The organism is Ruegeria sp. CE12 (assembly GCF_056537525.1).
Window position 1 is genome coordinate 1 of sequence record NZ_JBQFRS010000015.1, and the last position, 11,772, is coordinate 11,772.

8 protein-coding genes are annotated in these 11,772 nt (G+C 58.4%); 4 read left to right on the plus strand and 4 right to left on the minus strand.

The annotated features are described in order from the left end of the window. Window positions 1-381 precede the first annotated feature (381 nt). Window positions 382-2,589, minus strand: coding sequence for a catalase/peroxidase HPI (gene katG, locus ACR0IO_RS21420; protein WP_480744610.1), 2,208 nt, complete (start codon window positions 2,587-2,589; stop codon window positions 382-384). 537 nt (window positions 2,590-3,126) lie between these two features. Between katG and ACR0IO_RS21425 the strand changes: the two genes are divergently transcribed. Genes ACR0IO_RS21425 through ACR0IO_RS21440 form a run of 4 tightly spaced genes read left to right on the plus strand, consistent with a single transcriptional unit; the run spans window position 3,127 to window position 8,676 of the window. Next, a complete protein-coding gene (locus tag ACR0IO_RS21425; protein ID WP_480744612.1) occupies window positions 3,127-5,226 on the plus strand; it encodes a hydantoinase/oxoprolinase family protein in 2,100 nt (699 codons plus the stop codon). Next, window positions 5,226-6,878 carry a hydantoinase B/oxoprolinase family protein gene (locus ACR0IO_RS21430; RefSeq protein WP_480744614.1) on the plus strand — a complete coding sequence of 551 codons (1,653 nt, stop codon included), beginning with the start codon at window positions 5,226-5,228 and terminating at the stop codon, window positions 6,876-6,878. Before ACR0IO_RS21425 ends, ACR0IO_RS21430 begins: the two co-directional genes overlap by 1 nt. Beyond that, entirely contained in the window at window positions 6,875-7,942 is a 1,068-nt protein-coding gene (locus ACR0IO_RS21435) for a pyridoxal phosphate-dependent aminotransferase (protein ID WP_480744616.1), read from the plus strand. The genes ACR0IO_RS21430 and ACR0IO_RS21435 overlap by 4 nt, the downstream gene beginning before the upstream one ends. After that, entirely contained in the window at window positions 7,939-8,676 is a 738-nt protein-coding gene (locus tag ACR0IO_RS21440) for a maleate cis-trans isomerase family protein (RefSeq protein ID WP_480744618.1), read from the plus strand. The genes ACR0IO_RS21435 and ACR0IO_RS21440 overlap by 4 nt, the downstream gene beginning before the upstream one ends. Window positions 8,677-8,716: 40 nt before the next feature. Here ACR0IO_RS21440 and ACR0IO_RS21445 read toward each other — a convergent pair whose 3' ends face one another. The 3 genes from ACR0IO_RS21445 to ACR0IO_RS21455 are packed head-to-tail and all read right to left on the minus strand — an operon-like array spanning window position 8,717 to window position 11,770. Beyond that, window positions 8,717-10,255 (minus strand): trimethylamine methyltransferase family protein, encoded by a 1,539-nt coding sequence (locus tag ACR0IO_RS21445; RefSeq protein ID WP_480744621.1) that lies wholly within the window; start codon window positions 10,253-10,255, stop codon window positions 8,717-8,719. 4 nt (window positions 10,256-10,259) lie between these two features. Then, window positions 10,260-11,225, minus strand: a complete 966-nt coding sequence (locus ACR0IO_RS21450) for a D-2-hydroxyacid dehydrogenase (protein WP_480744624.1) — start codon at window positions 11,223-11,225, stop codon at window positions 10,260-10,262. Then, window positions 11,222-11,770: a hypothetical protein gene (locus ACR0IO_RS21455; RefSeq protein WP_480744626.1), complete on the minus strand. Its 549-nt coding sequence runs from the start codon at window positions 11,768-11,770 to the stop codon at window positions 11,222-11,224. The genes ACR0IO_RS21450 and ACR0IO_RS21455 overlap by 4 nt, the downstream gene beginning before the upstream one ends. Window positions 11,771-11,772 lie beyond the last annotated feature (2 nt).

The following is an 11,772-nucleotide window of genomic DNA, read 5'->3' on the forward strand; positions in this document are numbered from 1 at the left end:
CGGTCTCTCCCGAGCGTCTCAACCGTCTTTCCAGTCCGTCAGGCCGTCTCTCCGACCCGTCAGCACCGCCTCAGCAGCGCCGGTGAAGGGGTATTTACGGATTAGGTTCGGGACCTGCAACCCCCATTTTGAAAAAACTTCACATTTCCTGCCATATTTTGACATTACCCAACAAATACAATGCATTAAGTTATGATTAGCAATTCATTAAGGCTGTAGCGCCGGGCTCATACCACTGCTTTCAAGCCATATACTCGGCTTATTATCGGAATCGGATACGGAAGATGGCCCCGAACTCGGTTTTCAGACAGAATCCTTAGACAGAAACCGCCCCGAGATTCACTTCGGGGCGGCTAAGAAGCTTCAGTTTCTTTTAACCGATCAGCTCAGGTCAAATCGATCAGCGTTCATCACCTTGTTCCAGGCACTGACAAAGTCGCAGACGAATTTACCACCCGCATCGTTCTGACCATAGACTTCAGCCAGAGCCCGCAGCTGCGAGTTTGATCCAAAAACCAGATCAACACGCGTTCCGGTCCACTTGACGTCACCGGTCGCACGATCCCGACCTTCGTATACTCCATTGCCATCTGCAGACGGTTTCCACTCGGTACCCATATCAAGCAGGTTCAGGAAGAAGTCGTTGCTCAATGCTCCGACACGATCCGTGAACACGCCATGATTGCTGTCACCAAAGTTACCACCCAATACACGCATACCACCGACAAGCACAGTCATCTCAGGCGCGGACAGTGTCAGCAACTGCGCTTTGTCGACCAACAACTCTTCCGGCGAAACACTGTATTCTTTGCGCTGGTAGTTCCGGAAGCCATCTGCGATCGGCTCCAGCACGGCGACAGAGTCCACATCCGTCTGGTCCTGCGACGCATCAGTGCGCCCAGGGGCAAATGGAACCTCTACGTCGTGCCCGGCAGCTTTGGCCGCTTGTTCGATGGCTGCAGCACCACCCAGAACGATCACATCCGCAAGCGAGACTTTCTTGTTGCCGGATTGCGCATCGTTAAAGGCCTTCTGTACACCCTCGAGCGCAGCGAGCGCCTTGGACAGTTTCAGCGGTTCGTTAACATCCCAGTCCTTTTGCGGCGCAAGGCGAACACGGGCACCGTTGGCGCCGCCACGCATATCCGAGCCGCGGAATGTCGAGGCCGAGGCCCACGCCGTGGAAACCAGTTCCGAAACAGACAGTCCGGTCGCCAGGATTTTGGACTTCAGGTCTGCAGTATCCGCTTCATCGATCAGGTCATGATCAACAGCCGGAACATTATCCTGCCAGATCAGCTCTTCAGTCGGAACTTCCGAACCCAGATAACGCGAGCGCGGACCCATGTCGCGGTGTGTCAGCTTGAACCACGCGCGGGCAAAGGCATCGGCCAGCTCTTCGGGGTTCTCGTGGAACCGTTTCGAGATCGGGCCGTAGATCGGATCCATCCGCATCGCCATGTCGGCGGTGGTCATCATGGTTTTGACCTTCTTCGACGGATCATGTGCCGCCGGTGCCATATCTTCTTCCTTAACGCCGATCGGCTCCCATATCCACGCGCCCGACGGGCTTTTGGTCAGGTTCCAGTCATATCCGAACAGCAGGTCGAAATAGCCATTGTCCCATTTGGTCGGATTGGCGGTCCATGCACCCTCGATACCGCTGGTGGTGGTGTCGTCACCTTTGCCGCTGCCGAACTCGTTGATCCAGCCCAGTCCCATGTCTTCGATGGGCGCTGCCTCGGGCTCGGGTCCGACCAGCTCAGGGTCGCCCGCACCGTGCGCCTTACCAAAAGTGTGCCCGCCTGCGACCAGAGCGACCGTTTCCTCATCATTCATCGCCATCCGGCCAAAGGTATCGCGAATGTCCCGGCCAGACGCCAGCACGTTCGGTTCACCATCAGGACCTTCCGGGTTCACGTAGATCAGTCCCATCTGAACCGCAGCCAGTGGGTTTTCCAGATCGCGTTCGCCTGAATATCTGCTGTGCGGGTTATCAGTCGGTGCCAGCCAGTCTGTTTCGGCACCCCAGTAGATGTCTTCTTCTGGTGCCCAGACGTCTTCGCGGCCTCCGGCAAATCCAAATGTCTTGCCGCCCATGGATTCGATCGCGCAGTTGCCGGCCAGGATCATCAGGTCGGCCCAGGAAATCTGGTTCCCGTATTTCTGCTTGATCGGCCACAGCAGGCGACGCGCCTTGTCGAGGTTGCCATTATCCGGCCAACTGTTGAGCGGAGCAAAACGCTGTGTTCCGGTAGATCCGCCACCGCGCCCATCGGCTGTACGATAGGTGCCGGCGCTGTGCCAGGCCATGCGAATGAACAGACCGCCATAGTGACCATAGTCTGCAGGCCACCAGTCCTGCGAATCCGTCATCAGCGCGTACAGATCCTGCTTGAGGGCCTCAAGATCCAGCTTCTTGAACTCTTCTGCATAGTTGAACGCTTCGCCCATTGGGTTCGACGCGGGCCCATGCTGATGCAGGATGGACAGGTTCAGTTGGTTTGGCCACCAGTCCCGGTTCGACCGGGAACCCGCGCCATGCATTACCGGGCATCCGCCCATGTTCGGGTTGTCGCTTCCATCCATTTTATTCTCCAATCCTGGCTGAGGCCCGTCTGCTAGGCAGGTCTATTTTGAGGTGAGCAAGATGACAGGAAAATGTCGTCAATGCCTGCTTACCCTGAACAAAATGGTTACAGGTGCCGTAACTTTGAAGATGTCACGCGGCAGCATGGTATTGGCGGCTATTCTGTCTTGCCTGAAACAAGGTTTAGCAGAACAAAGCCATGCGAAAAAATTTTGTTTGTTGATGAAATTGATAAGATAAAGCTATCAGACTGTCATCGTGGCCCTAGTAGGTTAAACTGCGCAGAATACGCCCCTGATAAATAGGCAACCGGCAGATTTCGAACCTCAACGATGAAACTTGTCGCTTGCAGGCCTTTTTGTCGCGAACGCGCTTGTGCGTTCCGAAAAGCTGTAGAAGTAGTGAGCCATGGATCGTAATCGTATTGCAAAACGTCTGGATCGCCGCGCAACCGGCTGCAATCTCGTGCCGCAACGAGCGTAATCGCCTTTTAGGGCGCTCTGCCTGCACGACTTCAGACGACATTTGGAATACCTATGACAACCGCTCAGCCTTTGCGTTTGGCCATCGATATCGGTGGCACCTTTACCGACACCGTTCTTGTGTCCGGCGAAGAGACCATTCTCGCCTCGACCAAGACCCTCACCACCCATCAGAACCCCGCCGATGGTGCCATGGAAGGCGCGATCCGCGTCATGGAGCAGTCCGGCCATTCGCTGAGCGAAGTGACCGGGTTCATTCATGGGACCACGCTTGCAACCAACGCACTGATCGAACGGCGCGGTGCAGTAGTCGCAACGGTCACCACCGAAGGGTTCCGCGACATTCTGGAAATCGCCTATGAGCGGCGCTATTCACAATATGACATCACGCTGGAAAAACCTGATCTTTTGGTTCCGCGTGAACGTGCGCTGACCGTACGCGAGCGTATGTCTGCAGATGGCAGCGTGCTGATTGCGCTTGAGGACAACGCGATCGATGCGCTGCTGGCTGATATCGACGCCAGCGGTGCCGAAGCCGTCGCCATCTGTCTGATGCACGCGTATGCCAACCCCGAACATGAGCGCAGGCTGCGCGACGCGTTGGCAGAGAAACGGCCAGAGCTGACCGTTTCGATTTCGTCCGAGGTCAGCCCCGAAGCACGTGAGTTCGACCGGCTCTGCACCACCGTTGCAAACGCCTATATCCAACCGCTGATGGAAAGCTATCTAAGGCGGTTCGTCACCCGGTTCGAGGCTTCGGGCGTGACTTGTCCGATCCTGATGATGACTGCAGGGGGTGGCATGTGCACGGTCCGAACCGCTGCACGTTTCCCGATCCGACTGGTGGAAAGCGGACCTGCGGGCGGTGCCATCCTTGCCGCGCGAATCGCGGCGCGGGCCGGGATCGGTGATGTTCTGTCCTTTGATGTGGGCGGCACGACCGCCAAGCTGTGTCTGATTGACAATGCCAGGCCCCAAACCTCGCGCCAGTTCGAAATCGCGCGCGCAGCACGGTTCATCAAGGGATCGGGTATGCCCGTGCGCATTCCGGTGATCGAGATGATTGAGATTGGCGCGGGCGGTGGTTCTATCGCCGGTGTCGATCGTCTGGGTCGGTTAACCGTTGGCCCGAAATCGGCGGGATCGGAACCCGGTCCCGTAGCGTTTGGTCGGGGCGGCACAGAACCAACCGTGACCGACAGTGATATCACGCTGGGTTACATCGTGCCGGACACGTTTGCCGAAGGGTATATCAAGCTCGATCCCGAAGCCTCAAAAGAGGCCCTGACCCGTGTGATCGGATCACGTCTGGACACCGGTGCGACGGGATCGGCCGATGGGGTCAGCCGGATCGTCGATGAAAGCATGGCCAGCGCTGGCCGGATGCATGCCGTGGAATCGGGCAAAGACCTCGGTCCACGCACTATGATCGCCTTTGGTGGCAACGGCCCGCTGCATGCCAGCCGTGTGGCGCGTTCGGCCGGGGTTAGCAGGATCGTGATCCCGCCCAACCCGGGCGTCGGCTCGGCGGTGGGTTTCCTGTTCGCACCGGTCAGCTTCGAAATCGTGCGCTCGCGCTACTCGCTGCTGGAGACGCTGGACCTTGACGGGATCAACAGTCTGTTCGCTGACATGATTGCCGAGGCCAGTGGTGTTGTCGCGCAAGGTGCGGGCGATGCCCCCACCGAAACGCAACGCACTGCCTTTATGCGTTACAACGGTCAGGGTCACGAGATCGAAATTCCCCTGCCCGACCGCGCCCTGACCGCGGATGACATTGGCCCGCTGACAACGGCGTTCGAGACAGAATACCGCAAACAGTTCTCGCGCCCGGTGCCGGGGATGCAGATCGAGATCCTGAACTGGGCCGTGCGCGTTGCCACGCCGGATGCCGAGGTGCCGGATATACCGACAACCCCTGATCTGACCACGATCACCCCTTCCGAGACACGACCCATCACCTGCGATGTTGACGGGCAGAAAAAGCAGGCAGGCTTTGTCCCCCGCGACAGCCTGAAACCCGGCGACCGGATACACGGCCCGGCACTGATCACCGAACCGCAAACCACAACACTGGTCTCGGCTGATTTCTCGGCGCATGTGGACGCCATTGGAAACCTTGTCCTGATCCAGGACCAGAAAGGAGGCGCATGATGACCGCCGATCTGTCCCCTGCCCGCTTGCAAGTGATGTGGAACCGCCTGTTGGCTGTGGTTGAAGAGCAGGGCCAGACCCTGATCCGCGCAGCATTTTCCCCCATCGTGCGAGAATGTGGCGACATCTCTGCCGGGATTTTCGATGTACATGGTCGGATGTTGGCACAGGCCGTCACCGGCACACCGGGCCATATCAACACCATGGCCGAAGCGGTGATGCATCTGCGCGACCGTTTCCCTGTGCAGAACATGAAGCCCGGCGACATCTATATGACCAATGATCCCTGGCTCGCCTCGGGGCATCTGAACGATTTTCTGCTGATGATGCCTGCGTTCAAGAACGGTAAGGTTGTGGGCTTTACCTCATGCACTTCGCATCTTGTCGATCTGGGTGGCCTCGGCATGGGGCCAGAGGGCTCGGACATCTATGACGAAGGTCTGCTGATCCCACCCTGCAAACTGGTCGAAGAAGGCGTGCCGAACGCGCTGCTGCTCGACATTGTCCGCGCCAACAGCCGCGAGCCCATTGCAAATGAGGGTGACATATATGCGCTGATCGCCTGTTGCGAAGCAGGCGTGACCCGTCTGGTCGACATGATGGACGAGTTCGGAATTGACGATCTGGACAGGCTGGGCAGCTACATTATCGACACCTCGCGCCGCGGCACACTCGAGGCAATCTCTGAGGTGCCGGAAGGGGTCTACAAGAACGCCCTGAAAATGGATGGCTATGAAAACGAGTTGGAACTGCACGCGACCCTGACTGTCAGCAAATCGGGCATGCATGTGGATTTCACCGGCACTTCTGGCTGTTCGCGCAAGGGTATCAACGTGCCGCTCAACTATGCGACGGCCTATACCGTGTTTGCACTGCGCTGCATCGTGGGTCCCGATATTCCCAACAATGCCGGTTCGCTGGAGCCCTTCACAGTGGACGGACCAAAGGGCTGTATCCTAAATGCCCAGCGCCCGGTTCCGGTTGCGATGCGGCATACACTGGGACAGGTCACACCAGATCTGGTTCTGGGCTGCCTGCATCAGGCACTGCCGGAACAGGTTCCGGCAGAGGGTGCATCCTGCATGTTCGATCTGCCGATGCGGCATGCACCCGAAGTGGCCCGCGATGGCGGTCGGGAATTCGCCGTCGAACCGGTACACAACGGAGGAACGGGTGCGCGGCCTTATGCGGATGGTCTGTCTGCCACTGCTTACCCGTCCGGCGTGTTTGGATCACAGGTAGAGATCACCGAAAGCGTTGCACCCGTCACCATATGGAAACGAGAGTTGCGGCCTGATTCCGGTGGTGCGGGCAAGTATCGCGGTGGGCTGGGCCAGAGGATCGAGATGACCTCGGCCAATGATGCACCCTTCATTGTATTCCTGTCGGTTGAACGTCTGAAATTCCCCGCCCTCGGGCGAATGGGCGGGCAACCCGGTGCGCCGGGCCGTATCCGTTTCCGCGATGGTGAAAGCGACATTCCGGGCAAAGGCGAACTGCGGGTTGAAGGTGGCGATTACCTGATCTTCGAAACGCCCGGCGGAGGTGGTTTCGGCGATCCGTCCGAACGCGACGCACAGGCACTTGCGCTGGATCTGAAGCGCGGATTGATCAGCGAGGACGGCGCTAAAACTTACGGAGTCGAGTCATGATCCGTCCGGTTCCCCATGTAGGCGCGATGGCGGCTTATGCGCTGGCCGATCTTGGCGGCGAAAGCACCATCTCTCTGGCCCAGAATGAAAGCGCCTTTGCCGCAAGCCCTTCTGCCATCGCAGCAGGACAGGCGGCTATGGGCGATCTGCCGCTCTATCCCGATCCGGAATGGCCCGAACTGCGCGCCGCAATTGCTGATGTGCATGGGCTCGACCAGGCACGGGTGTTATGCGGCGCAGGTTCGATGGAACTGATCGGTTGCCTGATCCGAGCTTATGCCGGACCCGGTGACCGGGTTCTGGGTACAGACTACGGGTACGCATTTGTCTCGTCTGCCGCAGCGCAGGTGCAAGCCGACTATGTCAAAGCGCACGAGGTCGACCTGACCGTTTCCGTCGACGACATCCTTGCTGCGATGACGCCCGACACTCGGATCGTTTTTGTGTGTAATCCCGGTAACCCGACCGGAACACTTATTCCGAACTCCGAGATCATCCGTCTTCGGGAGGGGCTGCCAGCAGATGTTCTGTTGGTTGTCGATCAAGCCTATGCCGAATTTTCTGATGAAGCCAATGATCCCACCGAGATATTTGCCCTGACAGACAGGGGGGATACCGTCGTCATGCGTACATTCTCAAAGGCCTACGGCTTGGCAGGTGCGCGCGCCGGATGGGGTTACTTCCCGCCCGAAATTGCTGGTGAGCTACGCAAGCTGCTCAACCCCAACAACATCTCGATCGCTTCGCAGGCAGCCGCCGCAGCCGCCATGCGGGATCAGGCGCATATGCAGGATGTGGTTGCTCGAACTGCCCATATTCGCGACCGGTTTGCTGAAGACTGCCGAGCCTTGGGTTTGACGGCTCCCGAGAGCCATACGAATTTCGTGCTGTTGCGCTTTGCCTCGGTCGAGGATGCGCAACGCGCGGACGCGGCCCTGCGTGCTGAAAACCTGCTGATGCGTGGCATGGGTGGCTATGGCCTGAGTGACTGCCTGCGCGCCACCATCTGCGAAGCATCCGTAATGGACCGCTGCCTGACGGTCCTGAAAGGGGTTCTGACATGACCGAGACCCGAACCGCTGCCAAGATCGGTGTTCTGGTGCCCTTTACCAACACCAATCTGGAACCGGACATGGAGCTGCTGCGCCCACCGAACACCACGGTCCATTTCCAGCGTATGGGGGGCTATGATGTGGATGAAATCCCCGGATCAGACCAGATGGCCGGGTTAGGTGCATCCGATATCAGCCACGACCTGCGAATGATTTCGGGCGTGCGTCCTGATGTGGTGCTGTACGGATGTACCTCTGCAACACTGACTCACGGTCCATCCTTTGACGCTGATCTGGCGCAACAGATCAAAGCAGGATCTGGTGCTGCGTCCCTAACCGCAGCCGGGGCGCTAATCGCCGGTATCAAGGCGCTTGGCGCAACGAAGGTTGGCTTCTCCTCCCCTTATCTGGGTGAGATCAACGCACAGGCCATCGATTTCATGGCCCAAAACGGCATTGAAACCGTCAAGCGCGCGGATGTGGGTCGTGAGCTTGGAAATTACGGACAAGGGGAACTTACTCCGGGTGAAGTGTTCGACTTGGCGTGTCAGGCTGATCATCCGGATGCGCAGGCCATCGTGCTCAGCTGCACTGACATGCGATCGGTCGAGGCCATAGAATGCATCGAGGCGGCATTGGACAAACCGGTGGTCACATCAAATCAGGCCATGATGTTCGGTCTGATGAAAGCCCTGAACTTGCCGCAACACGACGCGCTTCCGGGACGTCTGTTCGACAATCTCTGAAAATCAGCGGGGCAAGGAACGCTCCCTGCCTCGATCTATCCTAGGGTTCGCCGCTGCCGATTTCCTCGCGCCGTTTGGCGATATAGGCGTCCAGCTCTTCTCGCACAGCCGGGTCCATTTCTGGTGCCTGATATTCGCGCAAGGCCTGCTGCCAAGTGTCTGTCGACCGTTGCAGCGCGTCTTTTGCCCCCGCAGCCTCCCAGTTTTCATAGTTCTGCCAATCTGACAGCATCGGCTTGTAGAACGCGGTCTCATAGCGGGCCATCGTGTGCTCGGTACCAAAAAAATGGCCACCGGTCGGCACGGAACTGATCGTGTCAAAACCAAGTTCATCGGTGTCGAACTTCATCGGCTTGAGGAATTCCATCATGTTCTGGATGATCTCGACATCCATGATGAATTTCTCGTACGAGGCAGTCAGACCGCCCTCAAGCCATCCAGCGGCGTGATACACGATGTTTGCCCCACCCAGAACCGCGCCCCAGGTCGCCATCATCGTTTCATAAGCCGCCTGCAAATCCACCACGTTCGAGGCGTTGGCGTTTGATGTCCGATACGGAATGCCATAGCGCCGCGCCAACTGGCCACCCACGATGTTGGCCTTGGCATTTTCGGGCGTACCAAAGACCGGGGCGCCGGATTTCATATCCACATTGGACGTGAATGAGCCATACATGACGGGCGCACCAGGACTGACCAGCTGCGTCAGAACAACACCAAACAACGCCTCGGCATTCTGCTGCGCCAGCGCAGCTGGCAAAGTGACCGGCGTCATCGCCCCCATCAGAGTGAACGGCGTCACCGTCACCGGCTGGCCGTACTCCGCCATCGCAATCAGGCCATCCCCCATCGCATCGTCGAACAGACGCGGCGAGTTGACCGAGATGATGGTGATCACGCCCGGATCGCCGCGCATATCCTCGGGCGTTTGCCCGCGCGAAATCGCCATCATATTTATGCCGTCCATCGCCCGACCGCGCCCGATGGCGGTGCAGTGAAAGCTCAGGTCGCTATAGGTCAGGTTGGCGTTATAAGTATCTAGGTGGCGGTTGTTCGCGGGCATCTCGATCGGGGCCATCACCTGATTGCCGATCAGGTGGATCGCGTTGAAATGATGCGCCAGACGGATGAAGTTGCAGTAATCCTCGTAATTGCCCTGCCGACGCCCGTTGATGCGGTCATGGACGTTTGGCGGCCCCGCCACCAGGCCGAAATTCACGTGATTGCCGCCCAGCGTGATCTGCTTGGCGCGATTGCGCGAGGTCAGAGTGAATTCGCGCGGAACCGTTTTCAGCGCCTCGGCAACGATGCTCTCATCCATGCGGATGGTCTTGGTGTCGCGGTCGACGATGGCCCCGGCGCGCTCGAAAATGTCCATGACATTGTCGCCCATCACGCGAATGCCCGCCTCGGACAGAATCCGCATCGAGGTGGCGTGCAGCTGATCCATCTGCTCGGGGTTCAGCAGCTCATACGCCGGGTATTCGTTACGCACTTGCGTCCAGGGTAGCTGCTCGATTCCCGCCGCGCTGCGTCCGGATTTTCCGCGACGACCACCTGCGCGTTTTTCTCGTGCCATTGTCCTAGTATCCCCGTTCTGGATTAACGATATTGCTCAGCGCTTCGCCATTGCGATAGCGCTTCAGGTTTTCGGAAAACATCTCAACCGATTTCAAATCCCAACCGTCGTAGACCGAGCTGCAATGGGGCGTGACGATCACGTTGTCCAACCCCCAGACATCATGCTCAGCAGGCAGAGGTTCGGTCGCGAACACGTCCAGTGCAGCACCCCTGATCCGGTTCTCGGCCAGAGCGGCCATCAACGGGGCCTCTTCAATCACGCCACCGCGCGACACATCGACAAGCACCGCAGTTTTCTTCATGGCGTCGAATGCGTCCGCGCCCACAAGGCCGAGTGTTGAATCCAGAAGGGGCACACAGACAACAATGAAATCAGCACGCGACCAGAGGTCCGGCAGCGCCTCGATCCCATGTACCTCATCCACGTTGGGCGTGGCTTTGGGGCGCGCCCGGACGCCAATCGTGTTCATGTCCATTGCTTTGGCGCGGGCGGCAACCGCCTCTCCGGTCTTTCCGAGACCAACGATCAAAACGGTCTTGCCGTCAATCGGTTCAACCTTGCCTGAAACCCATTCGCGCCGGGCCTGTGCTGCGCGAAAACCCGGCAAGTCCAGCGAGAAATGCAGCATCGCGCCCAGCGCATACTGTGCCATCATATCGGCCGCGACCCCGGCGGCGTTGGTGACGGTCAGCTCCTCGGGGTTCCACGGAATAATGTGATCCGTCCCGGACCCGCCAACCGATACCCATTTCACAGTTGGTGCCTCTGTCAAAGCCTCTCGCGGAAAACCGGGTGTGCTGGCAAAGCGCACCGAATATACCACCTCGGCCCCTGTTTGTGCGATTAGATCAGGCAGTCCATCATAGGTGCTACAGGTGTGAATTTCGAGATCAGGATGGCCCTTGGCCAGTACCTCACGCGATGCGTCGGGATTGTCGGTGTGCAGGATCACGACAGGGGATGTCATGGTGTTACCTCTCGATTGAATTCAGCGCTTGCCGTTGCCACAGCGTCAGCAAAGAAAGCAGTTGCGGCAATGTCGAATAGCAGATCAAAGCCAATACCGTCACGATCGTTCCGCCAGGTGATCGCCTCGACATAACCCACCCGTGTTTGCGCAATCCGCCCCACAGCAAATGCTGACACAGACAGATCGACGGGACAGATCTTGGCCATCAAATCGAACAGGTGCTCACCGCTCAGATGCATCATGGCCCAGGTTTCCTCGCGCCACGCATAATACCCCTTTGGGGCTTGCGCGGCTTCCCAACTAGCGCGCAGCTCGGTTGGTCCATCCAAAACGACCACTTCCTCACTTCCGAGGCGTAGCACTCCGTTCGCCACTTCATTCACCCCGGGAACCGAAACCCCCTGCGATTGCAGGAATGCCACCGTGCCCCTGCCCTTGAGCCCAAAGCGCGGTGTGTGGCTGAGATCGCGCAAGTTAACGGCGCCAGTGACAAGCGGTGTGCCTTCGGCAGCGCCCTGAGGGTCAAGCGGGTAGATACGCATGA

What these genes read in the sequence shown, in the direction of transcription:
- katG (WP_480744610.1), bottom strand. Translation starts at nt 2,589, where the DNA reads ATGGATGGAAGCGACAACCCGAACATGGGCGGATGCCCGGTAATGCAT.
- ACR0IO_RS21425 (WP_480744612.1), top strand. Translation starts at nt 3,127, where the DNA reads ATGACAACCGCTCAGCCTTTGCGTTTGGCCATCGATATCGGTGGCACC.
- ACR0IO_RS21430 (WP_480744614.1), top strand. Translation starts at nt 5,226, where the DNA reads ATGACCGCCGATCTGTCCCCTGCCCGCTTGCAAGTGATGTGGAACCGC.
- ACR0IO_RS21435 (WP_480744616.1), top strand. Translation starts at nt 6,875, where the DNA reads ATGATCCGTCCGGTTCCCCATGTAGGCGCGATGGCGGCTTATGCGCTG.
- ACR0IO_RS21440 (WP_480744618.1), top strand. Translation starts at nt 7,939, where the DNA reads ATGACCGAGACCCGAACCGCTGCCAAGATCGGTGTTCTGGTGCCCTTT.
- ACR0IO_RS21445 (WP_480744621.1), bottom strand. Translation starts at nt 10,255, where the DNA reads ATGGCACGAGAAAAACGCGCAGGTGGTCGTCGCGGAAAATCCGGACGC.
- ACR0IO_RS21450 (WP_480744624.1), bottom strand. Translation starts at nt 11,225, where the DNA reads ATGACATCCCCTGTCGTGATCCTGCACACCGACAATCCCGACGCATCG.
- ACR0IO_RS21455 (WP_480744626.1), bottom strand. Translation starts at nt 11,770, where the DNA reads ATGCGTATCTACCCGCTTGACCCTCAGGGCGCTGCCGAAGGCACACCG.